Source organism: Intestinibacillus sp. Marseille-P6563 (assembly GCF_900604335.1).
In the GTDB taxonomy this organism is placed as follows: domain Bacteria; phylum Bacillota; class Clostridia; order Oscillospirales; family Butyricicoccaceae; genus Butyricicoccus_B.
In genome coordinates, this window is the sequence record NZ_UWOD01000002.1 from 737,330 (window position 1) to 761,924 (window position 24,595).

The window sequence follows — 24,595 nt, forward strand, 5'->3', positions numbered from 1 at the left end:
AATGTCATTTTGAAATTTTTCTAAATAAAGGCAAGGAATGCTATGTTACAAATCAAGAACTTATCCAAAAGCTACGGTGCGAAAAAGGCTGTAAGCAACCTTAGTTTTGTCGTGGAAGATGGCGACATAATGGGCTTCATCGGAAAGAATGGAGCTGGCAAAACCACAACATTGAAAGCCTGTTTAGGTATCATCGGCATCGACGAGGGAGAAATCCTTTTGGATGGAACTTCTGTCCTCAAAGAACCGATGGCTTGTAAGCGGAAGATGGCGTATGTGCCAGATAATCCCCAGCTTGACGAGTATATGACTGGATTGCAGTATCTCAACTTTATCTGTGATATTTACGAAGTACCGTCCAAGATGCGGAAACAAAACTTCGAGAAATTGGCCTCAGCTTTTCAGATGGGGCCGCATTTGAATAACTTGATTTCCGCTTACTCCCACGGCATGAAACAGAAACTTGCGCTGATTGCCGCCTTTTCACACACGCCTAAACTGCTGATATTGGATGAACCTTTCGTCGGATTAGACCCGGAGGCATTTGTGATCCTGAAAGAGCAGATGAAAGAACTCTGTGCAAGTGGAAATTCCGTTCTGTTTTCAAGCCATATTCTTGATGTGGTAGAAAAGGTGTGCAATAAAGTGTCCGTTATTAAGCATGGACAATTGCTGTATTCCGGCAGGACGACAGAAATCGTTGGGACAAAGGGTTTGGAAGAAGTATTTATGGAGATGAATGGCGATGAAATTTCTGTTACCCCTACTAAGGAATAATCTTTTGCAGCTATCTCATGCCAATCAGCTTCGATATGCAGATACAAAGAACCGCACAAAAACGATCACGTTGTATCTGCTGATAGCCGCGATCCTAATGGGATTGCTTGCATACCTGATTTACTCCTTGAAAATCATTTACTCTATTGCGTGGTCGTTGGAGGAAGTAGTGACAGAACTGGTTGTTCCTATGGTTCTGATCTGCGCGATCCTTAATATTGCGATTAGTATTTTTTGGGGAAGTGGCCTGCTCCTTAGCGATACTAATATTGACAGTGTGCTTGCACTTCCAATTCCGTTGCGTACATTGATACTCTCCAAATTGACTGTCCTGTTTATGGTAGAGGTCGCCCTTACTGTGGCGCTGCTGCTTCCTATGATGGTGCTGTTTGGCCTGACCGCAGATATGGAATTTCCGTTTTATCTAATTGTGCTTGGAATAACCATCCTCTTTCCTGCCATTCCCGTCCTTTTGGGAACAATGATCGGAACACAGATTTACCGCGTCTTGAAAAGTTCCTCTGCTCGTATTGCCCGACTAAAGGCAGCGGCGGCTATCCTGATTTTGTTTGCGTTTATGATTTTCATGTTCTGCAAATTCCCAGATATAGCTGCCGGAAATTTTGGGGATGTTATTTCTACCTCGACTTTTACACTCTATGTAGGCCAGTATATTCACCGATTGCTTAACGGGGACTATCTGTTGATAGGCATATACTTCGGTGGGGTATTCCTGATAGGCGTTACTCTGCTCTATGGTCTAATCAAAATATTTCGTAACTGGTATAGCAATGACGCGATACAAGGCTCAAAAAGTCAGCCCGTCGATTGGAACAAACAAACCACGAAACAGCACAGCCCGGTATCTGCTCTTTTAGAAAGAGAGCGCACACGTTATTTTTCGCTTCCGGTATATCTGACCAATACTGCCTGCGGATTGCTTTTTGCTGCGGTCTTTGTTCTGCTGGTTGTTTTAATGTCGGATAAGATCACACCATACATTTATCAGTTGGCCGCATATTTTCAGGTGCCTTTTGCTGATTATGATGTGCTGTTCATATATGCATTTTCTATCTTGACAACAATCTCCTGCACAACCTATGTCGGCATTTCCATCGAGGGAAAACAGATTGAAATACTGAAATCCTTACCCATTGCGGCAAAGAGCCTCTTTCGAGTAAAGCTGCTGCATCATCTCTCAATGTCTGTACCGACCATTTTGGTTTTGAATACCATCATGGCATTGTATTTGCAATGGCCTTTCCCCAAAGTTATGCTGGGGTATGCTTTTCCTTTGCTGTGTTCGGTGCTGATCGGAATGATGGGTTACATCTTAAATCTCATTTTCCCCAATTTTGAATGGGAGAATGTCACCCATATTATCAAGCAAAGTCTACCAGCGATTTTGACAGCCTTGATCGGGGTTGTAGTTACCTGTGGGACGGCATATCTGCTGTTGAGATTTTTCGCAAGTGCTTTATTTATGGGGAGTTGGATTGCCTGTGGCGCCAATCTTTTGCTCGTTTTAGGAATGATGATATGGATTGACAACGAAGCAGAGCAGTTATATCAAGGCCTTTAGCCAAGGAGTATCACATGGTAGGTTTGCTGAGTGCGCTATTTAATGTCACTGTAAGTGTCGTATTTCCGATAGCTATATTACTAATCATTTTAATCAGATCAAAAAACGCAAAGGCAGAACTGAAAGTGTTTCTTGTGGGTGTATGCACATATTTAGTTGCACAAATACTTTTCCGCCAACCCTTTCTTGCCTTATTACAAAGCATTGATTCATATAGGATTTTGATAACGACAAACCGAGTTGCCCATATCGCAATTTTAGCAGGTTCGGCGGCGATTGCAGAAGAAATAGGACGATATATCGCATTTCGCTTTTTCGTAAAAGGTCAGCCAGCACAAAATACGCCATTATATTTCGGTTTAGGGCACGGAGGCATTGAGGCACTATCTGTTGGGGTAAATAGTGTAATATTGCTCGTATGCTCGCCTTACACCCTTATCAATATGGGCGCAGATGTTGCTTTGGCAGGTGTAGAACGGATTTCCACATTGCTTGCTCAAATTGCATTTTCCTATATTGTTTTTTGCAGTTATCAGAAAAAAACTTATCGCTATTTAATATTGGCAATCTGCCTTCATACTGTGTACGATTTTCCTCTCATACTGCTTGATTATGGCATTTCACCGTTTGTATTTGAAATCGGGCTTTTTCTATTCTCTGCAATTTTATTACTTTTTACATTAAAAGGTGTTAGAGGTATCCAGTCCAATGAAAAAAATAATTAGTCTTTTAGGTTGCTGCTTTATTGCAATCTCAACATTAACCGCTTGTGGAAATAACAATCTTCCAGCATGGGCAGATACAGATGTACTAACCCAAAAAGCACAGACAATGATTGATACGCTAAATGCTTTTGACTATGACGGCGTTGCTGAAATCTATAACAATCCAACAGTAGACGCATCGACCTTTGAAGCAAGCGGTGAAATAATTGAAACCTATGGTACTTTTGAAAGCTATGGCGATGTGTCGTATGTAGCTGACAAGACCGATGATGGGATCGAATTTGTACGAGTTATTCAAATTGCAAATTATGAAAAAGGAAAACTAACCTTTACAGCAAGTTTTTTTGAGGATAATTCCGTAGCTGGGTTTAGGCTGGCAGAATGAAAGAGATATTGTACGGTCTATTGTGATCCGCTTGCAGTTCTAAAATGTGAATACGAAAACGCTATTCCCTCTGGAGGTGAGCAGCATGGGAGAGATCATAGTAATACGAACTTCTGATCCTGATGAAAGTATCTACCGAGCTATTATAGACATCTTACAAGAAAGGAACATCCAAGTCCTTCATGCTGCTAACCTCGAACCCTCACACCTAATTTTGGGCGATATTGAGATATTCCCGGAGCAGCGGCGAGTTACGAAGGCCGGTGTGGAGATCTGTCTGAACTATGGAGAGTTCTCTATCCTTTACTGCATGGCCCGCTGCCCTGGGCGTGCTTTACAATGCGGCCTGGGGCGAGGACTATGAATTAGGCACCAATACCGTGGACAACACGATCTGGCGTCTGCGGAGCAAGCTGGAGCCTGACCCGAAGCACCCCACCTATATCAAGACTGTGTTTCGGGTGGGATATAAAATCGAACCAACCGAACATTAAAAGTATAGTGGCTGTTGATGAACCAGTGTGACTACTGTGAGCGTCATGGGAAACTTTACATTTCCTGATGAAATCAGGAAGAAACTTGTCTGATACATTGATAATGTGGCAGTTTATCTCATATCCCTGTTAAGCAGATTGAGTGAGGTGAGGCCTATGATCTATCGCAGCGCAGATGAACAGTGGTCCATAGAACAGCGGTCTTTGTCTAATGTTAGATAAAGACCGCTGTTTTATTTGGAAGCGACAAAACACGAATTTTTTCGCAGTTATAACTAAATATCAGCAAAGGCGGCAGCAAGATGCTGCTACACAAAGAAAAGAAAGGGGATGATGCCAGCCGCCTGTGTGCCGTCCGCATAATGGCGGGCAAGGAGTAGCGGTGCTATGGACGATGCCATCCACAGCATTGGGAAGTTACTTTTTGTCCCACTCAAACGACACACGGCTTTCAATGGACAAATTTCAATAGGTGTTGGTCGGCGTTTTTGTGCGCGGGAGTTTGCCCCCAGCGGGGATAAGCCTCCGCCTGCCGGTGCTGCCTACCCTGTTGGACTTCTCAATGCACATATCCAGAAAGCGGCTGATTTTGTATTCCAGTACAAAGTCGGCCGCTTTCTTTTCAGGCTTCCTGAACAACGGAACAGGGGGCCGCCATCTCCGATTTGTTTTCGCAAAACAAATCGGAGGTAGGAAAATGTATGATTATCGCAAAAGCGACTATGCGATAAACAAAAACAGCCCAAACATCGTTTATCGCTTTCATAATGAGATCTTGGAAATTACTTTGGAAGATTATCTGAAGGAGAATCCTGACAAAACAGAAAAAGACTTTGCGGAACTGAAGGCGCTGTCCGATCAAATCTACTATGAGCAGGATCGGGCTGAGAGCGCCCAGACCCGAAAAGATGACTCCCTTACTGGCTTGGAGGAAACGCAGGTTTGCGCCACCCGCCCTTTGGACGAGGAATGGGAGGAAAAGCTGACCGAGTTTCAAAACCGTCTGTATGCTCGGAGAGCGTTTGAAAAACTCTTTGAGGCAGATGTACTTACAGAAATTCAAAAGCGGCGGTTCTGTCTGTATGTTTTTAAGGGCTTATCCATCCGGCAGATTGGCAGGCTGGAAGGAAGGAGTCATCAGGTGGTTGCAAAATCGCTGAACCTGGCAATCCGAAAATTAAAAAAATTTTTTGCGGAACAGGGGTGACACCCCCCGGTTTTCAGGACGATAGGTGAAAGGCATTCTTTTTGAGAGTTCTCCTTTCGCCTGGACCTTGACAACCGCATACTCATTCATCAGTAACTTCCCCCTTGTCAGTGCGAGGAGCAAAAGCCGACTCAGGGGCCGCGCCATGATATACGGACAAGATGAGCAGATCCCACCTGATTATCATAATTGGTCTTGCGTACAATCCTGTCCCGTATGAGCGAGTAACGGCAGTCTGTAAAAACCGGGCAGCACCCGGTGCGGCCATGACCGGCAAGGGGTACAATGGTACTCCTGTCCAGCCACAGCCCTGCCTGACCGCAGGATCACGCAATGGGGGCAGCTCGGAGAGATCCTCGGAGGGGTGAGATTCCCGTGGGCCGGTTCGCTGCCGGTCGCTGATGACTTCCCAATATGTGCGGGGTGTCAAGGACAAATGGCACATAGCAAGAAAACAAATCGGATTTAGTATTTCGCCGGAAACAGGGCAGGTCTTTTGGCCTGCCCTGTTTCCGGCTTACTTATATTCAGGAGGTCAAAATATGCGAAAGGCTATCCGGCGCGGCGATCTGTTCTATGCAGACCTGAATCCGGTGGTCGGCTCCGAACAGGGTGGCATTCGTCCTGTCCTTATTATCCAGAATGATGTGGGGAACCATTTTAGCCCTACTATTGTTGCGGCGGCCATCACCAGTAGGAAAGCCAAGAGCAGCCTGCCGACACATATTCTGCTGGAGAATGTGTCGGGACTCGCCCCTACCTCGCTATTGCTGTTGGAGCAGCTACGGACAATCGACCGAAAGCGGCTTCGTGGCTATATCGGACGAATCAGCAAGGAGAAAATGCAGGAGGTAGATACAGCGCTGGCGATCAGCATTGGCTTGAACCCATAGGCATAGGACGGGTTCCCTTCTGAATAGGATGGTAAAGGCAGAAAGGAGGGGCCTGTTTGAAGATACCAACTTTGTCAGAACTGGACACATTTTCTCAGGTGGACATCAAAACGGTTGATCCGGCACAGCTTGTGGATATTCGGGAGGTAGCCGTCAATACAGATTTGCCGAAAGAGGAAAGGATTCTTGACTTTATCCGGCAGGTCCATAACCCGTATTGCTTCCGTCACGGGAAGATCGTAGTCAAAATTGGCTTTTCGGAATCGGCGGAGCATACCACTCTGGAAGAACAGTTTGAAAGCTATCTGCGTTCCCTTTAGGGCTTCGACACGAATGGAACCGCAAAAGTACCTGGACGCCGGTTCAATCCTGCGGTATAATAGAAGCGGACTAAATTTGCACTCCAATCGTTGTTGGGTCTAATCCAAGAATACGATTGGAGGTATTGCTATGAAAAAAATCGCCGGTGAAGCTGTTTATACTGCTGACATCTATCTCCGCCTTTCCGATGATGATGGGGATAAGATGGAGAGCAACAGCATTAAGAACCAGCGCGAGTTCATAACGGAATTTTTGAAATCAATGCCAGAAATCCGCATCCATGCCGAGAGGAAGGATGACGGGTTTAGTGGTGTTGATTTTTTTCGTCCTGGGATTCAGGAAGTATTGCAGGATGTGCGCTCCGCCGCTGTCAACTGCGTAGTTGTGAAAGACCTCTCCCGTTTGGGCAGAAACTATATTGAAACCGGGAAAGTCTTACAGGAGTTTGCCGACCACGGTGTGCGTTTTATCGCAATCAACGACGGCTATGATACCGCCAATTTACAAGGGCAGGCCAGCACGATTCTCCTGCCAATCAAGAATCTGATGAACGATTCATATAGCCGCGATATTTCGGTGAAAATCCGAAGCCACTTGGAAGTCAAGAAACGCAAAGGTGAGTTTGTGGGCGCGTTTGCAGCCTACGGCTATTTGAAGTCCTCGGATAATAAGAATAAGCTAATTATTGACGAATATGCTGCCGCTGTTGTGCAGGATATTTTTCGGTGGAAGCTGGACGGAATGAGCCAGCAAGGGATCGCTGACCAGCTGAATACTGATGGTGTTCTCTGCCCTGCGGAATACAAACGCTCCCTGGGCATGAAATATGTGTCTGGATTTAAGCGTAACCCACAGTCGAAATGGTCGGCGGTGGCCGTAGGGCGCATCCTGAAAAATCCCCTGTATATTGGGGTGATGGTGCAAGGTAAAACTGGACGCCCCAACTATAAAATCAAAAAGCTACTGGATAAGCCGCCGGAAGAATGGATCAGCGTTACGGATACCCATGAGCCGATCATCAGCGAGATGGATTTCAAGACTGTCAACGGCCTGCTGCAAGCAGATACCAGAATTGCTACGCAGCAAAAAACCGTCTACCCATTTGCGGGCCTATTGTTCTGTGCAGACTGTAAGCAGAACATGGTTCGCAAAACGGTTCCCGCCAACGGGAAGAAGTATTTCTATTATACCTGTTCCACAAACCGTGCCGACCGCAGGATGTGCAGTACCCACAGCATCAGTGAGGCACTGCTGATGGATACTGTTCGGGACAGCATCCATGCGTATCTTGAAACGGTTTTGAGCATTGAGAAAACCTTGCAGTTTATCGCAGCCCTTCCGGCCGAGAATGTGGAGGCCCAAAAGATCGACCGCCAGCTTGATAAGCTGAAAGCAGATTATGAGCAGACTATGCGTTTCAAAATGTCGGCTTACGAGAACTTTGTGGATCACCTGTTGAGTGAGGCGGAGTTTAAGCAGTATCAGCGGGTCTACACAGAAAAATGCGAAGCGATTGCGGCTGCTATCACAAGACGCCAGCAGGAATTGGATGCCATCAACAATGCCGGGACTGCGCAAAACGAATGGATCGCCCATTTCAAATCATTCCGCAATGTGGATGTGATGGAGCGCAAAAGTCTGGTGAAGATTATTGAACGCATTTATGTCCATGAAGGAAATCGCATTGAAGTTATCTTTAAGCATCAGAACGAATACCGGGCAGCGGTTCTTTATATCGAACAGCACATGAAGAATCGGGATGTGCCGGGTAAAAAGGAGGCGGTATGAATGGCAAGAGTGAGCCGGAGAAACAAAATTGCTGCGGCGCAGACCGGCCAACTGCCGTCCCCTATGGCCGCCCAAATGAAAAAATCGCTGCGGATATACCGTGTCGCTGTCTATGTGCGGCTGTCCATTATGGACACTCGTGACCGGAAGGACAGCGAGAGCCTTCAGACGCAGATTGACTATCTGTGTGAGTATATCGCAAGGCATCCTGACCTTGAATTGTACGACTGTTACCGTGACAACGGCGAAACCGGAACCAATTTTGAACGGGCAGGATTTCAACGGATGATGGATGATGTAAAAGCTGGCCGGGTGGACTGTATCATCGTAAAAGACCTGTCACGGTTTGGCCGTGACTTCCTGGAAACCGGAAACTTTTTGGAAAAGGTCCTGCCGTTCATGGGAGTTCGGTTTATCTCCATCAATGACAACTACGACAGCATTCGGGCAGACAGCGGGGATGCAATGAGTGTCGCTCTGAAAAATTTGATGAATGACATTTGTGCGAAGGACATTTCTCATAAGGTCTTTTCCGCATTGGACATCAAGAAACGGAACGGCGAATTTATCGGGAACTACGCAGCCTACGGCTATATGAAGTCCCCCGAAGATAAGCACAAGCTGATTGTCGATCCGATAGCGGCGCCTGTGGTCCAGCGGATATTCCAGATGAAAAAGGATGGGATGAGCAATGCAGGGATTGCCCGAATATTGAGTGAAGAACAGATCCCAAACCCCAACCACCACCGCTATTTACAGGGAATTATATACACGGCGCGGTATGCGCAAAATGACCCCTGGCAGACGCAGGCGGTAAAAAATATCCTTCAAAATCCGGTATATCTGGGTCACATGGCACAGGGCAAGAAGATCTCCAAACTGTACGCAGGCCAGCGCCAAAAGAGTTTCCCTTCGTCTGAATGGGTCATCGTTCCCAATACGCATAAAGCCATCATCTCACAGGAATTGTTCGATGCCGTACAGGAGATTATGAAGGCACGACGGGACGAATATCACAGCCGTCTGGGGAAATATGCCCATTTCAGCAGTGAGAACATTTTTGAAGGGCTTGTTGTCTGCGCCTGCTGTAAGCGTAACATGACCCGCTATAAGAGTGTTTATAACAAGGGACGAGATGTTTCGTTCAACTTCATCTGTCCGCGCCATGCGGCGCTTTTGGATATTGGCTGTCCCAATGCCGGAGGGCTTTCGGAGGATGACCTGAAAGCTGCGGTGTTCCATGTGATCCGGCTGCAAATCTCCCTGCTGGCGGATGTGGAGTCAATCATCAAAAAGGTAGAGAAATCGGCAGCCGTCCGAACCCGCAGAGCGTCGATTGATAATGAAATCAGTTCTGCCCAAGACCGCCGAAAGCGGATCGACACCCTGCGTCAGAATCTTTTTGAGAGCTATGCGAGTGGTATTGTGTCACAGGCTGACTATCTGTTCGGGAAAAGCCGGTATGATGATGAGTATGCTTTAATCGAACGCCGTTTGGAACAGCTTGCGGATGAAAAGGCTCAACTGCCGGAAACAAACCCAAAGCAGAACAAGTGGTTCGCTGCATTTTCGAGGTTCCAAGAGGAAAAGGAACTGAGCCGGGAAATGCTTCTGGCATTGGTTGAGAAAATTTATGTGAATGAGGACAAGCAGGTACATATTATCCTGAAATATCAGGACGAAATGAAAAAACTACTGTATAGGGGGTGTGAATATGGAGAGGGATTTTAAGCCTGCTATGGAATTGGTAATTGCTGTCTACATCAGGCTTTCCGCAGAGGATGGCGACTTGTCGGATGAAAAAAATGAGAGCAACAGTGTGGTCAACCAGCGGGCATACATCCATCAGTATATCGCACAGCACCCCGAATTTTCAGGAGCGCGGATTCTGGAATTTTGTGATGATGGCTATTCTGGAACGAACATGGAGCGCCCCGCAGTCAAGCGCCTTTTGCGGCAGGTCAGGGATCGGAAAATCAACTGCATCATCGTCAAGGATATGTCCCGTTTTGGGCGTGACTACATCGTGGTAGGCGACTATCTGGAACAGATTTTCCCCTTCCTGGATGTCCGCTTTATCGCAATCAATGATGGCTACGACAGCAAGGATCACAAATACGGCGCCGCAGGGTTGATTGATGTGTCGTTCCGCAATGTGATTTATGATCTGTATAGCAAGGAACTCTCGGAAAAGGTTCGCTCCACAAAGAAGCAGCTTGCGGAGAAAGGCTACTACCTTGCTCCATTTGCTTTCTTTGGCTATCAAAAATCGCCGGAAGATAAGCACACCCTGCTTGTGGATGAAGCTGCGGCAACCACAGTCCGGCGGATATTCGCCCTATTCATCAGTGGTTTGTCTACCCATGAGATTGCCCGGAAGTTTAATGTGGAAGGGGTTCTGACGCCCTTACAGACCAAACGGATGCAATCTGTAACACGGAAATGGAATTGTGTCGATCAGAACAGTAACTATTGGACTTCTGGAACAGTACGGAAAATCCTCAATGATGAACGGTATACCGGAAAGACTGTCTATGGAAAGACCATGCGGAAAAAGGTAGGGTCCCATGACATAAAGCGTGTGATGGAAAGCCAGTGGACGGTTGTTGATGGAGCCATCCCTGCGATTATCTCAAAAGAACTTTTTGAAACAGCCAAGGAACTATCCGTCACATCTCATTCAGCGTCGCCTAAAGTAAGCAGCCGAATATTTTACCGAAAGGTCCGCTGTGGTCATTGCCGGTTGGCAATGACACGCATGGAGGGAACAAATCCATATTATATCTGCCAGACTTACCGAAGGAAACCGGACATTGGATGTCCGCAGGATAAAATGAGCGAAAAGGAGTTGGAACAGGCCGTGCTTGCTTCCATTCGTGCGATGGCACAGTTTGTCCGAAAAGCAGAGAAAGCACGGCAGCGGCAATCTGATAAAGCTGATCGGTACAATCAAAGGATTGAGCAAAAAATCCTGGCACATGAAAACTCCATTAAAATGCGCCAGCAGGAGAAAATGAGTGCGTTTGAAAATATGGTATCCAGCTTATGTGATGAACCAGAATACAAACGCAGATGTAATCAGTGCGATGAACATATCCGGCGCCTTGAACAGAAAATCAGAGAATTGCAGAATGAAAAGCGCCTGTTGCTGGACGAAAAATCCCCGGCCGAAAGTGTTCTGCCATATACCAATGTAAGAACACTGACACGAGAACTGGTGGATTTGCTGATTCAGCATATTTACATTTACAGTGACACCTCTATTGAGATCGTTTGGAAATTTCAGGATGAGTACAAACGGTTGCTGGCAGAACTGAAATCGAAGGCGGACACGACGAATGAATCGTAAGTGTTTCTGGCTGTATGGCTGCGTTGCTTCGCCGGACAGCCATGCTTTAGAAATCCAGATGGAGAGCCTGCGCCGTTTTGCAGAAAAGCGGAAGCTGAATGTTGTCGGCCAGTCGCAGGATGAACAAAGTGGCCTGACCTTTGACCGGCCTGGGATCATGCAGTTTCTTGATTCCGTAAGGGCAAGAAAGGTAGATGCACTTTTGGTAAAAGACCTGTCCCGGCTGGGCAGGGATTACATCCAAGTTGGAAGATTCCTTGATGACCTGAACCGTTCAGATATAGGAGTGTTTGAAACCGCAACGCTGATTACAAGCGGGCTTTAAGGGTGAAAGGTAGCGAAAAGTGTAAATAATCCCTTAATTTTTTTAGTTTCATCTTGACATTAGGAGACGATGGTATCAGCGGAACCCGTTTTGATCGCCCCGGCTTTATGGCTCTGATGAAGGAAGTCGAGGCAGGTAATGTGGAATATTTGTGCCTAAAGGATATGTCACGTTTCGGACGTGATTATCTGCAAGTCGGCATGTATACGGAGATCATGTTTCCCGAACATGATATTCACTTTATTGCGGTGAATGATGGTGTAGACAGCACTCAGGGCGACAACGAGTTTACGCCCTTCCGCAATATCATCAATGAATGGTACGCCAAAGACACCAGCAAAAAAATCCGTGCCGTTATGAAAGTGAAAGGCAATGCGGGGGAGCATTTGGCTACCATGCCTCCGTATGGATACATGAAATCGTCTGATGATAAAAAGCAATGGGTGAAGGATGAAGAAGCAGCCCAGGTGGTTTATGAAATCGGTCTTTATATCATGGACGGATTGGGACCCTCGCAGATCGCAAGAAAGCTGACGGAAAGAAAAATCCTTACTCCGGCTGCTTACTATGAGAGTAAAGGCAGGACGACCAATGTCACAAAGAAAGGTTCTCCTTATGCCTGGGATTCTTCTACGATTGCCGACATCATGGACCGCTGGCGTGAATACCTGGGGCACACGGTTAATTTCAAAACCCGCAAAAAATCCTACAAGAGTAAAAAGACCCTTCTCAATCCAGAAACGGAGTGGAAGATTTTTGAGAATACCCATGAAGCCATCTGGACGGAGGCGATTGCCGATGCAGCAAGGCTTGCAAGGCAGACGCGGCGCCGACCCACAAAGATGGGAGAAATGGGGATGTTCTCCGGCATGATGTTCTGCGCCGACTGCGGCTCCATCATGTATCAATGCAGGGCAACCAATTTCCGGCGCGATCAGGAATATTACCTGTGTTCGGGCTATCGGAAAAGCCGTGATGTATGCGGGCAGACACATTCCATTCGAACTGTTATCCTGGAGGAATTGGTTCTGCAAAATCTGCGTGAGATCGTTTCCTTTGCATCACAGCGCAAAGACGATTTTGTAAAGATGGTTATGGATGCGGATTTGCGCCAACGTAACCGAGGTTTGGCAAAGCGGAAGAAAACATTAGCTGATGCTGAAAAGCGGATTGCCGAACTGGACACCATTTTTAAGCGGCTCTATGAAGATACCATTTCGGGAAAACTTTCTGACGAGCGTTTTCAAAAGCTCTCCACTGACTATGAGAAAGAGCAGCATCAGCTTCAAGATGTAGTGATTACCCTCCGGGATGAAATCGAGGCAGAGGAACGCAAAAGCGCCAATGTGGAAAGGTTTCTCTCCGTTGTAGAACGGTATACGGAAATCCCCGAATTGACCCCATGTATCTTGCATGAATTTATCGAGAAGATTGTTGTTCATGCAGCCAGCGATCCGAAGGGCAAGAACCGCACCCAGGAAATTGACATCTACTATAAGGGCATTGGAGCCCTGGAAGTATCCAAAGTCACTTCATCAAGGCAAGAATGAGAAAAACGGCATAGCCGAAGCTATACCGTTCTCTCTTGCCCCACGATGTTTTCTTATCGGGAGGCACCTTCGGAGGCTCTTTTTGTTTACGATTGTTTGCGAATGCGCCGGGAGGTACGGTGTTCGCTCCCCTCCTCGTCGCGGGCGACATAGGAGCTGCGATACCGGCTAGGTGACATGCCGATGTACTTGGAAAACATGGTATTGAAATGACAGGGGTTGCCGAATCCGACCGATACCGCGATCTCGGTAACTGACATGTTGGTGGTAATCAAAAGGCTCTGTGCCTCGCCCAAACGGCGGCGCACGGTATACTGCATGGGCGAATATCCGGTCGTTTCCTTGAACATATGCGCCAGGTGATAGGGGCTGACGCGGATAGCATCGCTGATGTCCTGCAAGGTGAACTGTTCATCGAAATGGGTATCGATATAACTTTTGACCTGTCCGGCGATGATGTCGGTCCGGCTGCGTACCGTATTGCCTTCGCTTTCGCAGTATTTGCGGATGACCAGCAGCAGTTCGGATACCAGGGCAGCCGCTAAGTAGTTGCAGGTTTCGGTCGTACCCTTGGCGTCAGTTGCCAACAGACTGTGAATGGTGCCCATCAGCTGGGAAATCGTGTCCGCACATTCTCCGGCCGGAAAGACCGGCGAATATTCAGCAGCGATCAGACAGTTAGCAGGCAATCCCTTGACCGCAACTTCGGACATCGCCAGCGAATAGGTATTGAGGTCTTTGGACTGCGAAGGGTCTTCATCGTGCAGCACGCCTGCATTGCAGATAATAACATCTCCCTTGGAAATGTTGTATCGCTGCTCATCGACGATATACACCCCTGACCCGCTGCGTACATACAGAAGTTCCAAAAAATCCGGATGCTTGTGCAGAATACGCGGATGAATCGAATACGAGGAATCAATTTTGCTGGCAGACAGCAGGTGTGGTGGCTTGCCGCGTTCAAAACTGGATTCAAAATGGGACGACGCAAAACACTGGATCATAACAACGGCTCCTTTCCTGAACTACGGCTTAAAACCAAGGTGGGACATTGGCCCAAACGCAGGTACAAACCTGGTCGGACAAATTCCGCTTGGCATGGGGCTTGGTCGAATCAAATGTGATGCTGTCCCCGGCGCGCAGTACATAAGTTTCTTCTTCTATTTCCACAACAAGTTCTCCGGTCAGCACCAGACCACATTCATTGCCTGGATGGCTGTATTGTTCCCGGCCTGTTCCACTATGCGGCTGATAAATGTTATAAATAAATTCAATCGGTCCATTGAGGTTGGGATTGAGCAGCTGCAACTCGATCCCATCTCCGGGCGATAGCTTTTTGCGCTCACTGGCGTGTACTACCGGCGATGCCCCAAACAGCTGCACGGTCGATTGCGTTTCAGCGGATAGCGCAGAGTTCGGTCGCTCCCCTTCGGTTTCAAACAGAAAACTCAAGGGAACATCCAAAACATTCCCTATTTTCTTCAGCGTTTCGATCGATGGGGAGATCAGGCCGCGTTCCATCTGGCTAATCATGCTGGTGGTCAGCCCGGACAGACGGGCCATTTCGGTGATTTTCATATCTTTTGCGGTACGAATGGCACGAATTTTCTTGCCTAAGGACATTGCAAGTTCGGTGGGCGGCATGCCTTCCCCTCCTTCCCTTTTCCTGCGGTAGCAATCGGAATGTTATTCCTACTTATATTGATAGCATGTCTGCAACGACTTGTCAATTATTGCGCATCTTGTTCCTCTTCTTCGTTCTCCGCAAGAATTTAGTGGTTTTCTTTGGTCTTCTTGCGAAACCCAGGGTTTTGGCGCAAGAATCCGAAATTTTCGGTCAATTTTCAACCATTATCCTTATATATGTCAAATTTTTATCTCGTTTTTTATGCATTTCGCTTATATCCAATCTGCGAATCTGCTTTGTAAAACAGCTTTCCATAAGGTGTTTCACGGATGTTGCGCCAAGGTTTCCCCTATATACGCAAGTTTTTGCTATATTGAAAACTTGCGTATATAGCTATAACTTCCCAGATAAATTTTGGAAATTACAGTCTTGCTAAATTCGCATTCTTGTGCAAATCGCAAGAATGTGAAATGTTTTTTTGAAATGCCGCAAAAATCCGGGGAATTTTGCGAAAGACAGCACAAGAAAGGTATGGCGAGAAAAAAAGGAGTGCCGTATAATAAAACCATCGAAAATGAACAAAGGCAAGCAAGACGAAGCAAGGAGATTTGTAGGAAATGATAAACAAATGCTTCTGCTTCGAAAATTTTCGAAAGCAATGTAATTGACACTAACATAAATACATGGAAGCTGAAAAGGGAGGAACGAGCCATGGCAAATACCATGCGAGCATTCTATGTCGAAGCCGACCACGAACCGCGCCCGGGCTATAAGATGAGCGAACGCGAATTAACGACCGGTCGTGCACTGCGCGGCAATCAGATCTGGCGGAACATCCGCGGATCGGTCACCGATCGTCCGATTCCGGTATGTGGCGAAGAGCAGGTCCTTATTAAAGTAGGCGCTGCCGGCATCTGCGGCACCGACGCTCACCTTTTGAAGAAAGACGCTGATGGCTACTCGATGTACGATGGCCATTCCAAATATCCGATCATCACCGGCCATGAATTTTCGGGCGAGATCGTCGAAGTCGGCTCCAAGGTTAAGAAGCTAAAAGTCGGCGACTTGGTATCGGTAGAATCCATGCACTGGTGCGGCGAATGCGATGCTTGCCGCCGCGGCATGTTCAACCAGTGCAAAGACCTGGAAGAACCCGGCCTGACCTATGACGGTGGCTTTGCGGAGTATGCAACCGTGCATGCCAAGTACTGCTATCCGCTCAACGATATCATGAATTACTACGGCGGCGACAAGATGACCGCATTCGAACTGGGCGCAATGATCGAGCCCACCGGCGTTGCCTACAACGGTCTGTTTGTTCGCGGCGGCGGTATCCGCCCGGGCGGCCATGTTGCCGTATTCGGCGCAGGCCCGATCGGTCTGGCAGCCATCTCGCTGATGAAGACCGCCGGCGCTGCTAAGTTGATCGCTTTTGAAAGCGTTCCAGAGCGCGTCGAACTGGCCAAGAAGTGCGGTGCTGACTATGTTTACGATCCCACGTCCTTCAAGTCTCCCGACGAGCAGGCTGAACTGCTGATGGACCTGACCAACGGCGCTGGCATCTCGCTGTTCGCTGAATGCGCAGGCGCTACCAAGTTCACCTACCCGGTTATGGGCAAGGCACTGGCGATCGGCGGCAAGACCGTGCAGATTGGCCATACGGTCGGCATCACCCCAGTTGACATCTTCAACTGGCAGTGGAACGCAGCCACGATTTCGGGCTCCAACGGCCAGTCTGGTCAGGGCATCTATCCGGACGTTATCGCGCTGATGGCTTCGGGCCGCATCGATATGCGCAAGATGGTTACCGGCCGCTTCAACCTCGAGGACATCGAAGAAGGCATGAAGATCACCGCTGGCAAGGTTCTGGTATCCACCAGCTACCCCCGTCTGAATAAGTAAGACCGTACGCATCCCGCGTATTTTGAAAGAACTCTCAAGCAACCCCAACCGACACACCTTATAAAGGAGGAAACAACAATGAGCAAATGGAATCTGCCTGCAAAGGGCGGCCACATGGAAGCCCAGGACGGTATTTACTACCAGAATATGACCACCAAGATGGTGGAAGAACGCCTGAAGAAGAATGACGTTATCCTGATCCCGGTTGGTTCGACCGAGAACCATGGTCCGTCCGCTCCGTACGGCGAAGATACATACCTCGACACCCGCCTGTGCGAACTGGTTGCCGAAAAGACCGGCTGCACCGTAGCAATGCCGATTTGGTATGGCTCGCATCCGTACCATCACTTGGGCCAGAAGGGCACCATCATGATCCCGGAAAAGATCCTGGCTGACTACCTGGCTTACGTATTCGCAGGCTTCTGGAACACCGGCTTCCGCAAGATGATCGTTGTCAATGGCCATGGCCAGGACTACGTTATCCCGCTGGCAATCCACACCTTCGGTAAGAAGTGGCAGGTACCGGGCATCATCCTGTACACCCACTTCTGGAACTGCGCAGGCGACGAAATGTACACCAAGGACAAGGGTGGCCCCTACGACACTCCGTTTGTACATGCAGATGAAGTTGAGCAGTCCTGGTGCCTGGAACTGTTCCCGGAATTCATCCACATGGAAGATGCAATCAAGGTCGACAAGGCTCCGCTGCTGCCGGCAGGCCACATCAACACCTCGGCAGAAGACGGCGCAGGCCCGATCAAGTGGTACAATGCATTTGGTTCTTGTGGTATGGAATGCATCTGCCAGCCGCAGGGCGTTATCGGTGACGCACGCATGGCAGACGGCAAGAAGGCGGAAGCTGGCGTAGAGCGTACGCTCGATTACCTCGAGAAGCTGGTCAACGACATCCTCGAGAAGTATCCGGCTGGCACGCTGCCGCCGATCGATATGATGACTCAGCGCGACCGCGCCGACATCGAAGCAGTCATCAAGGGGCCGAACGAACCGGGCGGCCGTCATATTTACACCCTGGCTTACTAAGATTGACTTTATATTGCCTCCGGCGGATGCAGGGGCGCTGCCCCTGCACCCCGCCCGCTTTTTCGAAAAGCGGGGCAAAACATACCTGTGAAATTTGAAAGGAGATACTCGTTATGACCAATCGTCCTACCAAGTGCAAAGCTGCATTTATGCATGGTCCGTTCGACCTGCGCATTGAAGAACTCGAACTGCCGCCGCTCAAGCCCAATCAGGTTCTGATTAAGCTCCGTGCTTGCGGTATCTGCCAGTCTGACGTAGAATGCTTCGAAGGTCTGTCGGCAGAAGGCCGTTACGACCTGGGCCCCTACACCCCGGGTCATGAATGGGTTGGTACTGCGGTAGAAGTCGGCAGCGACTGCACCTCGGTTAAGGTTGGCAACAAGGTTGTAGGCGACTGCGTACTGCCCTGCCATCAGTGTGCAAACTGCAAGGACGGCAAAATGTCCTCGGCTTGCCTGAACATGCGTGAAGTTGGTTTCCGTCCGGACTCTCCTGGCGGCTTCGGCGAATACATGATTCTGGAAGAAGCTTACACCCATGTCATCCCGGACGACTGGTCGGATGAAATCGGTATCTTCGTTGAGAACTTCAACGTAGGTTACTGGGGCGTATGGGGCAATGGCTGCAATCCGGACGCTTCGGACGACTGCGCCATCATCGGCGGCGGCCCGATCGGCTGCTCGGCTGCTATGGTTTGCGCAACCTCTGGTGCAAATGTAATCGTTATCGACCCGGTAGAATCCCGTCGTGAAAATGCACTCAAGTATGGTGCAAATGTAACGGTTGACTCGTCCAAGTTCACCGAGCCCGGCGCTCTGGAAGCAGAACTGAAGCGTCTGACTGGCGGCCGTGGCCCGTCTGTTATCATCGAATGCTCGGGTAACGACAATGGTATCGCTTCGCTGTTCGACATCGCTGGCCACTCGGCTCGCGTTGGTGTGGTTGGCCACTCCATCGGCCGTAAGGTTCCGGTTGAAATCGGCAAGACCATCTGGAAGACTCTGCACATCGCAGGTTCCGGCGGCACGACCAACTGGTTCCCGCGCACCATCCGCTTCATGTCCAAGATCAAGGACAAGTATGACTTCAAGGCTCTGGTTTCTCACTACTACAAGTTTGAGGACCTCGACGAAGCCATGAAGATGGCTCAGAACAAGGCAGTTGCTCGCAAGGTTATGCTCACCTTCGACGACTAATAAAAATACAAAAGCCTTCCCTGAAAAGGGAAGGCTTTTTTTAATGCTCTAAATCTTCCCAATATTTTCAACTTATGATATATTTAAAGTAGGTAAATTCATCCACCTTCATATGGAGGTCCTATCATGGTATATCTTCTCTCATTTCTCTGGGGTGCTTTCCTTGTTTTCATTACGATTCTTGCACTAGGCAATCTGTTATTCCCTAGCAAATTATGGAAACCATTCGACGCATGGAAGGCACGTATAACGCCTTCCCCTGGCTATTTTTTCATGCAGCGCGTAAGTGGATTTGTTGCGTTCATATTCTGTATCGTCCTTTGGTATCTGTTTTACCTTGCAAATTTCCCATCGTAAAGCAAAAAGAGGAAACCGGTTGGTTTCCTCTTTTTCTCTCATCTGATTTCTCAGGGTCTCCTTCCGATGGGGCTGATGGCCATCACAATGCCGTCCATTCCCAGCAAAACGAGATATGCACTGGCAAAATATCGCAGTGTGGATAAAGTAAGCCATGGACTGAACAACATCATAAAACCTAAAATCAGACCGGCTATACTAATCACCAGCGTGAAGGTATACATCCCATTGCCTGCAACCCTGCGGATATGGGGCAAATGTGTCAATTTGGAAATGCAATGCGCAATAAACCAAATGGGGAACAGCAAGGTCAGCACCAGCGCTCCTGCCGCAGGATAGACCAGCAGCATGATGCCAGACATGACGCTGAGGATGCCAGAGATCAGGGAAATCACCGGACTCAAACCAGTATAGCGCTCAATTTGGATATACATGATAATATCCGCAATCCCCATGATCACCGCAGCCATACCATAGGCCAAAACCATGCCTGTCATCGCAACTTGAGGATGCATAAATGCCCATATGCCCAAAACGACGAACGCAATACCGGCAATCAGTTCGAGCCATCCAAAGCCGGAAAGCTTTTTCATTGTTCATCCTCTCCTCTTTTTAAAATTTGCATAAACTCTTCGCCGGTGATGGTTTCTTTCTCATAAAGGAAGCTGGCTAGTTCATCCAGCATCGCTCGATTTTCCTGCAAAATCTTTTTGGCCTTTTCATGCTGCGTTTTTACCAATTCGACGACCTTCTGATCTATTTCCTTTTGGGTATCCGGCGAACAGTTCAAAGACGCATCGCCACCCAAATACTGATTATTTACCGTTTCCATTGCCACCATATCAAAGGTATCGCTCATGCCATACCGGCTGATCATGGCCCGTGCCAATTTGGTAGCCTGTTCAATATCGTTGGACGCGCCGGTCGTCACAGAACCGAACACAATCTCTTCGGCTGCTCGTCCGCCGGTATAAACGGCAATTTTGTTTTCTAGTTCCTGTTTCGTCATCAGATATTTATCGCCGGTCTCCACCTGCATGGTATATCCAAGCGCCCCAGATGTGCGGGGAATGATCGTAATCTTCTGCACTGGAGCCGAATTGGTCTGTTTGGCTGCAACCAGAGCATGCCCGATTTCATGATAGGCGACCAATTTCTTTTCCTGGTCGGACAGGACCGCGTTTTTCTTTTGATACCCAGCAATGACGACTTCGATGCTTTCTTCCAAATCGGCTTGCTCTACCATCGTGCGCCCGCTGCGTACGGCCCGCAGCGCTGCTTCATTGATGATATTCGCCAGTTCTGCGCCCGAGGCGCCCGAGGCCATGCGGGCGATGGTATGAAAATCCACATCTTCTGCTGTCTTGATTTTTTTGGCATGCACTTTCAAAATCGCTTCTCGGCCCTGTAAATCCGGCAATTCTACCGGGACTCGTCGATCAAAGCGGCCCGGACGGGTCAGCGCCGGATCCAAAGACTCCGGACGGTTGGTCGCTGCCAGGATGATCACGCCGGTGTTTTCTTCGAAACCGTCCATCTCGGTGAGAAGCTGATTGAGCGTCTGCTCGCGTTCATCGTTACCGCCATAACCGCCCGAATTTCGCTTCTGACCAATGGCATCGATCTCGTCGATGAATACAATACACGGCGCTTTTTCCTTGGCCTGCTTGAACAGGTCGCGTACCTTCGAAGCGCCCATGCCAACAAACATCTCGACAAATTCCGAGCCCGAGATCGAGAAAAAGGGGACGTTTGCTTCGCCGGCCACGGCTTTGGCCAGCATGGTTTTACCGGTACCCGGAGGGCCTACCAGCAAAATGCCCTTGGGCATGGAAGCGCCTGCTTCGGTATATTTGTTGGGATTGTGCAAATAATCCACGATTTCTGCGAGGCTTTCTTTTGCTTCATCTTCCCCGGCAACATCGGCAAACCGGATGCCCTTGGTAGATTGTACATAGACTTTGGCATTGCTCTTTCCCATTCCAAAAGAAAGGGAGTTCTTGCCGCCAGCCTGTTCCATCAATTTTTTGCGCATGTACTGCCCCAGTCCGACAAAAATCAGGATCGGCAACACAAACGTCAGCACAAAACTCCAAATCGGAGAAATGGGTTCTTCCATGACCCGGTCAAACTTGGCGCCCGAAGCATGCAGACGCTCGGTCAGAGTGGGGTCCTCCATGGGGCCGGTTGTATAAACGGTGTTTTCTTCCTTGTCGGTGAAGATAATTTGAGTATCCTCGACCTGCACGGTGCCGATATCCTTTTCATCGATCATATCCATAAATGTGCCGTAGTCCACTTCCACCGCTTGTTTCTGATACAACATAGGTGTGACCAGCGCGTTAAAGAGCAGAATGATCAGCATTACAATACAGTAATAGTAAATTAAGGGCTTTTTGGGGGATTGAACTTCTTTCATGTTGTTCTCCTTTCTTCTGTTTGCCTCTGCGCATCCATCGCATCCATGGAAAGCAGCAGCGCTCTGTCTGCGGCCTGGTATGCGAAATCCAACGCATACTCTGCCAGCAGGATTTTTTGTTCCACAATTGTTTCTGGACTATCCGTTTCAATCGTCTGAATTTGCGCCTGTGTGTCCTGTATGATCTGTTCGATCTGCCGGTATCCCCGATTCAAGACGGAAACCAAACCGGCTTTGGAACGCCATAAGTTTTCTCGCAACGTGGCTTCGTACGCAGCATATTCCCGTTGCATCGCTTCTATTTGCTGCTGCAACTGGTTGTGATCGGCCGTCTGGCTGATGTGAACACGGTTGTGCAGTTTGGTCAGCCGTTCATCCAGCTGACACAATTTCATAGAAAGAATTTCATGGGACATGTCTGCACCTCCTCCCTACTTGTTATTATAAGCAGCCGCATGGAAGCGCTCAATTATCACAAATCTGGCGCTGTATAGACAAAAAAACCGGAGTGTAAAAAAACTTTACACTCCGGTTTTTTTGTCAAACCAATCCTTTCGGTTTTATTGCAAGGGCGAGATCCCTTCTGTCATCAGGCAATACGCGATATGTACAATTTGATCCAGATTTTTGGTATCTGCCTCTGTCCAATTTCTCATCAGCCCTAAAATGGCCTGGCTGTGATAGCGCAGGATGAGCCCCACCTCCGCACGGGTACAGTTCGGATAAAGGCCTTCTTCATCGCAGACCCGCTCAAAAAGGCGCTGGATATACTGGGTAAAATAGCGTTCCAACTCGTCCCGGTAATTGCTTTCCATCCCCTTTTTCATATACGGCATGGAGTTGATCCCCAGGACAAACAGGCATCGCAATTTTGCCTCTCCGCTGTCCAGCGCTTTGGCTTCTAACACCGTGCGCTCAATATCCTGCTCAAAAATCCAGCGGAACAACGCCGGAATATCTTCAAAATGATAATAAAAGGCTTGCCGGGTAATCTGACACGCATCAACCAGATCGGTTACCGTCAGCTTTTTTACACCTTTTTCTATCAAAAGTTTTTTTGCCGCGGTGGCAATCACTTCTTTCATATCGCTGGCCACTGTGGTTCCTCCCATGGTATCCATGCCGAATTGATATCAAGGATATCTTATCATTATCCTTCGGGGTTTGCAAGCGGGATGCTTTCCCGTAAGCTGAAACAAAAAAACGTCCCGCAAACAAGCGGGACGTTTTCTCTTATTTCCATTCGTCGGTGTTGTAAAGTCCAATATCTTTTGCGCGGAATACCGGGTCTTGTCCCCGCTTACGCTGCAAATCGTAATCGTGGAGCGCCCGCAGCGCGATATTGCCCAGCAGAACGATGGCAAAGATATTCACGATCGACATAAAGCCCATCAGGATATCCGCCAGGTTCCATACCGTCGAGAAGTCGGCCTGTGCGCCCAGGAAAATCGCAATCAGGCAGGTGATACGGAATGCGTTAAGAAGGACTTTGTTATCCTTGATAAAACGCAGATTGGATTCCGTATAATAGTAGTTGCCCACCAAGCTGGAAAAGGCAAAGAAGAAAATTGCAAGGGTGATAAAATGAATGCCCAGTTCCCCGAAGGTCGTGTGTACGGCGCGCTGCACATACGAAATATCCTCGCTTGCCGGTACGCCGGATACCAGCAGGATCATTGCCGTTGTCGAGCAGATGACCAATGTATCCAAAAAGACCGACAGCGTCTGGATGAGGCCCTGCTTAACCGGGTGGGATACCACCGCGGTTGCCGCAGCATTGGGCGCCGAACCCATACCAGCTTCGTTGGAGAACAGGCCGCGCTTGATGCCGATGACGACAGCGCTGCCGGCAAAGCCGCCAAAGATGGCCTGCATGTTAAATGCTTCACGGAAGATGGTCGCAAATACACCCGGTACGGCCGACAGGTGGGTGAAGAACATCACCAGGCCGATCAGGATATAACCGCCTGCCATCACCGGTACGATCACCGATGTGATAGTACTGATGCGGTGTACGCCGCCAAAAATGACTAGGCCAGTCAGCACGGCCAGCAGTAGGCCGACCAGCATCGGCAGCGCGGTTTGATCATAATGCGGGACATAATATTTAATCGCAGACGAGATATTAAACGATTGCAGGCCATTGAAGCCATAAGCAAAGCACAAAATCAGCAGCACCGAGAAGATGCAGCCCAGCCAGCGCTTGCCCAGACCACGCTGAATGTAATACGCCGGACCGCCGCGGAACGAGTTGCCATCCTTAATCTTATAGATCTGTGCCAGGGTGGATTCGATGAATGCCGATGCACCGCCAATAACCGCCATCAGCCACATCCAGAAAACAGCACCCGGACCACCGGCGGCAATGGCTGCCGCAATACCGGCGATATTGCCGGTGCCGACGCGCGATGCGGTGGAGATCATCAAAGCCTGAAAAGACGATACTTGACGTTGACCGTCTTTTTTCTCGGCGCGTTCCCGCAGAATCTTGCGTACATCCCCAATGCGGCGAATCTGTACCGCACCGGTACGGATGGTGAAATAGACACCTGCCAGAATCAGTAAAAAGATCAGCAGTTTGCTATACATAAAATTATTCAGTGGGGTCAAGACCAAATTATTGATTTGGTCGATCATACGGTTGATTGCCTCCATGG

General features: G+C 48.6%; 23 protein-coding genes. 16 read left to right on the top strand and 7 right to left on the bottom strand.

Translation table 11 applies throughout. From position 1 onward, the window contains the following. Positions 1–42 precede the first annotated feature (42 nt). From EFB11_RS11730 to EFB11_RS11800, 13 genes are all read left to right on the top strand, one after another. Positions 43–777 carry an ABC transporter ATP-binding protein gene (locus tag EFB11_RS11730; protein ID WP_122790390.1) on the top strand — a complete coding sequence of 245 codons (735 nt, stop codon included), beginning with the start codon at positions 43–45 and terminating at the stop codon, positions 775–777. Next, positions 746–2,359: a hypothetical protein gene (locus EFB11_RS11735; protein WP_122790391.1), complete on the top strand. Its 1,614-nt coding sequence runs from the start codon at positions 746–748 to the stop codon at positions 2,357–2,359. The genes EFB11_RS11730 and EFB11_RS11735 overlap by 32 nt, the downstream gene beginning before the upstream one ends. Positions 2,360–2,373: 14 nt before the next feature. Next, entirely contained in the window at positions 2,374–3,084 is a 711-nt protein-coding gene (locus EFB11_RS11740) for a YhfC family glutamic-type intramembrane protease (RefSeq protein ID WP_122790392.1), read from the top strand. Further along, positions 3,068–3,469 (top strand): DUF3887 domain-containing protein, encoded by a 402-nt coding sequence (locus tag EFB11_RS11745; RefSeq protein WP_122790393.1) that lies wholly within the window; start codon positions 3,068–3,070, stop codon positions 3,467–3,469. The genes EFB11_RS11740 and EFB11_RS11745 overlap by 17 nt, the downstream gene beginning before the upstream one ends. 284 nt (positions 3,470–3,753) lie before the next feature. Next, positions 3,754–3,963, top strand: a complete 210-nt coding sequence (locus tag EFB11_RS11750; protein ID WP_122790394.1) for a winged helix-turn-helix domain-containing protein — start codon at positions 3,754–3,756, stop codon at positions 3,961–3,963. Between the two features lie 589 nt (positions 3,964–4,552). Next, entirely contained in the window at positions 4,553–5,170 is a 618-nt protein-coding gene (locus EFB11_RS11760; protein ID WP_243115223.1) for a sigma-70 family RNA polymerase sigma factor, read from the top strand. A 542-nt stretch (positions 5,171–5,712) separates the two neighbouring features. Beyond that, positions 5,713–6,063, top strand: a complete 351-nt coding sequence (locus EFB11_RS11770) for a type II toxin-antitoxin system PemK/MazF family toxin (RefSeq protein WP_122790398.1) — start codon at positions 5,713–5,715, stop codon at positions 6,061–6,063. Positions 6,064–6,119: 56 nt separating this feature from the next. Then, positions 6,120–6,383, top strand: coding sequence for a DUF6870 family protein (locus EFB11_RS11775; RefSeq protein WP_122790399.1), 264 nt, complete (start codon positions 6,120–6,122; stop codon positions 6,381–6,383). 130 nt (positions 6,384–6,513) lie between these two features. Beyond that, positions 6,514–8,172 carry a recombinase family protein gene (locus tag EFB11_RS11780; RefSeq protein WP_122790400.1) on the top strand — a complete coding sequence of 553 codons (1,659 nt, stop codon included), beginning with the start codon at positions 6,514–6,516 and terminating at the stop codon, positions 8,170–8,172. Continuing rightward, complete coding sequence (locus tag EFB11_RS11785; RefSeq protein WP_122790401.1) at positions 8,173–9,903, top strand: recombinase family protein; 1,731 nt, start codon at positions 8,173–8,175, stop codon at positions 9,901–9,903. It begins immediately after the preceding gene. Continuing rightward, positions 9,887–11,521, top strand: a complete 1,635-nt coding sequence (locus EFB11_RS11790; protein WP_122790402.1) for a recombinase family protein — start codon at positions 9,887–9,889, stop codon at positions 11,519–11,521. The genes EFB11_RS11785 and EFB11_RS11790 overlap by 17 nt, the downstream gene beginning before the upstream one ends. Beyond that, complete coding sequence (locus tag EFB11_RS11795; RefSeq protein WP_122790403.1) at positions 11,511–11,846, top strand: recombinase family protein; 336 nt, start codon at positions 11,511–11,513, stop codon at positions 11,844–11,846. Before EFB11_RS11790 ends, EFB11_RS11795 begins: the two co-directional genes overlap by 11 nt. Positions 11,847–11,899: 53 nt before the next feature. Next, positions 11,900–13,396 carry a DUF4368 domain-containing protein gene (locus EFB11_RS11800; protein ID WP_206424183.1) on the top strand — a complete coding sequence of 499 codons (1,497 nt, stop codon included), beginning with the start codon at positions 11,900–11,902 and terminating at the stop codon, positions 13,394–13,396. A gap of 86 nt (positions 13,397–13,482) precedes the next feature. Here EFB11_RS11800 and EFB11_RS11805 read toward each other — a convergent pair whose 3' ends face one another. Then, the gene (locus tag EFB11_RS11805) at positions 13,483–14,400 is read right to left on the bottom strand and encodes an AraC family transcriptional regulator (protein WP_122790404.1); all 918 of its coding nucleotides are present in this window, start codon (positions 14,398–14,400) and stop codon (positions 13,483–13,485) included. Between the two features lie 28 nt (positions 14,401–14,428). Continuing rightward, positions 14,429–15,040, bottom strand: a complete 612-nt coding sequence (locus tag EFB11_RS11810; RefSeq protein WP_122790405.1) for a cupin domain-containing protein — start codon at positions 15,038–15,040, stop codon at positions 14,429–14,431. Between the two features lie 694 nt (positions 15,041–15,734). Between EFB11_RS11810 and iolM the strand changes: the two genes are divergently transcribed. The 3 genes from iolM (at position 15,735) to EFB11_RS11825 (ending at position 19,162) form a co-directional block, all read left to right on the top strand. Further along, positions 15,735–16,925 (top strand): scyllo-inosose 3-dehydrogenase, encoded by a 1,191-nt coding sequence (iolM, locus tag EFB11_RS11815; RefSeq protein WP_206424184.1) that lies wholly within the window; start codon positions 15,735–15,737, stop codon positions 16,923–16,925. Positions 16,926–17,003: 78 nt separating this feature from the next. Then, complete coding sequence (gene iolN, locus EFB11_RS11820) at positions 17,004–17,966, top strand: 3-dehydro-scyllo-inosose hydrolase (protein WP_122790406.1); 963 nt, start codon at positions 17,004–17,006, stop codon at positions 17,964–17,966. 113 nt (positions 17,967–18,079) lie between these two features. Further along, complete coding sequence (locus tag EFB11_RS11825) at positions 18,080–19,162, top strand: zinc-dependent alcohol dehydrogenase (protein ID WP_122790407.1); 1,083 nt, start codon at positions 18,080–18,082, stop codon at positions 19,160–19,162. Between the two features lie 407 nt (positions 19,163–19,569). Here EFB11_RS11825 and EFB11_RS11835 read toward each other — a convergent pair whose 3' ends face one another. From EFB11_RS11835 to EFB11_RS11855, 5 genes are all read right to left on the bottom strand, one after another. Beyond that, entirely contained in the window at positions 19,570–20,112 is a 543-nt protein-coding gene (locus tag EFB11_RS11835; protein WP_122790409.1) for an HdeD family acid-resistance protein, read from the bottom strand. Further along, positions 20,109–21,938, bottom strand: a complete 1,830-nt coding sequence (gene ftsH / locus EFB11_RS11840) for an ATP-dependent zinc metalloprotease FtsH (protein WP_122790410.1) — start codon at positions 21,936–21,938, stop codon at positions 20,109–20,111. The genes EFB11_RS11835 and ftsH overlap by 4 nt, the downstream gene beginning before the upstream one ends. Beyond that, on the bottom strand, positions 21,935–22,354 hold the full coding sequence (locus tag EFB11_RS11845; protein WP_122790411.1) for a hypothetical protein: 420 nt from the start codon (positions 22,352–22,354) through the stop codon (positions 21,935–21,937). The genes ftsH and EFB11_RS11845 overlap by 4 nt, the downstream gene beginning before the upstream one ends. A gap of 144 nt (positions 22,355–22,498) precedes the next feature. Further along, the gene (locus tag EFB11_RS11850; RefSeq protein ID WP_164706747.1) at positions 22,499–23,035 is read right to left on the bottom strand and encodes a TetR family transcriptional regulator; all 537 of its coding nucleotides are present in this window, start codon (positions 23,033–23,035) and stop codon (positions 22,499–22,501) included. 136 nt (positions 23,036–23,171) lie between these two features. Continuing rightward, positions 23,172–24,593, bottom strand: a complete 1,422-nt coding sequence (locus EFB11_RS11855; protein ID WP_243115224.1) for an alanine/glycine:cation symporter family protein — start codon at positions 24,591–24,593, stop codon at positions 23,172–23,174. Between the last annotated feature and the right edge of the window lie 2 nt (positions 24,594–24,595).

Bases quoted from the DNA above. Each gene is read 5' to 3' on its own strand.
- ftsH (WP_122790410.1), bottom strand. From the start codon at position 21,938: ATGAAAGAAGTTCAATCCCCCAAAAAGCCCTTAATTTACTATTACTGT.
- EFB11_RS11770 (WP_122790398.1), top strand. From the start codon at position 5,713: ATGCGAAAGGCTATCCGGCGCGGCGATCTGTTCTATGCAGACCTGAAT.
- EFB11_RS11735 (WP_122790391.1), top strand. From the start codon at position 746: ATGAAATTTCTGTTACCCCTACTAAGGAATAATCTTTTGCAGCTATCT.
- EFB11_RS11855 (WP_243115224.1), bottom strand. From the start codon at position 24,593: ATGGAGGCAATCAACCGTATGATCGACCAAATCAATAATTTGGTCTTG.
- EFB11_RS11785 (WP_122790401.1), top strand. From the start codon at position 8,173: ATGGCAAGAGTGAGCCGGAGAAACAAAATTGCTGCGGCGCAGACCGGC.
- iolN (WP_122790406.1), top strand. From the start codon at position 17,004: ATGAGCAAATGGAATCTGCCTGCAAAGGGCGGCCACATGGAAGCCCAG.
- EFB11_RS11740 (WP_122790392.1), top strand. From the start codon at position 2,374: ATGGTAGGTTTGCTGAGTGCGCTATTTAATGTCACTGTAAGTGTCGTA.
- EFB11_RS11835 (WP_122790409.1), bottom strand. From the start codon at position 20,112: ATGAAAAAGCTTTCCGGCTTTGGATGGCTCGAACTGATTGCCGGTATT.
- EFB11_RS11795 (WP_122790403.1), top strand. From the start codon at position 11,511: ATGAATCGTAAGTGTTTCTGGCTGTATGGCTGCGTTGCTTCGCCGGAC.
- EFB11_RS11750 (WP_122790394.1), top strand. From the start codon at position 3,754: ATGGAGAGTTCTCTATCCTTTACTGCATGGCCCGCTGCCCTGGGCGTG.
- EFB11_RS11805 (WP_122790404.1), bottom strand. From the start codon at position 14,400: ATGATCCAGTGTTTTGCGTCGTCCCATTTTGAATCCAGTTTTGAACGC.
- EFB11_RS11745 (WP_122790393.1), top strand. From the start codon at position 3,068: ATGAAAAAAATAATTAGTCTTTTAGGTTGCTGCTTTATTGCAATCTCA.
- EFB11_RS11810 (WP_122790405.1), bottom strand. From the start codon at position 15,040: ATGCCGCCCACCGAACTTGCAATGTCCTTAGGCAAGAAAATTCGTGCC.
- EFB11_RS11790 (WP_122790402.1), top strand. From the start codon at position 9,887: ATGGAGAGGGATTTTAAGCCTGCTATGGAATTGGTAATTGCTGTCTAC.
- EFB11_RS11730 (WP_122790390.1), top strand. From the start codon at position 43: ATGTTACAAATCAAGAACTTATCCAAAAGCTACGGTGCGAAAAAGGCT.
- iolM (WP_206424184.1), top strand. From the start codon at position 15,735: ATGGCAAATACCATGCGAGCATTCTATGTCGAAGCCGACCACGAACCG.
- EFB11_RS11780 (WP_122790400.1), top strand. From the start codon at position 6,514: ATGAAAAAAATCGCCGGTGAAGCTGTTTATACTGCTGACATCTATCTC.
- EFB11_RS11845 (WP_122790411.1), bottom strand. From the start codon at position 22,354: ATGTCCCATGAAATTCTTTCTATGAAATTGTGTCAGCTGGATGAACGG.
- EFB11_RS11825 (WP_122790407.1), top strand. From the start codon at position 18,080: ATGACCAATCGTCCTACCAAGTGCAAAGCTGCATTTATGCATGGTCCG.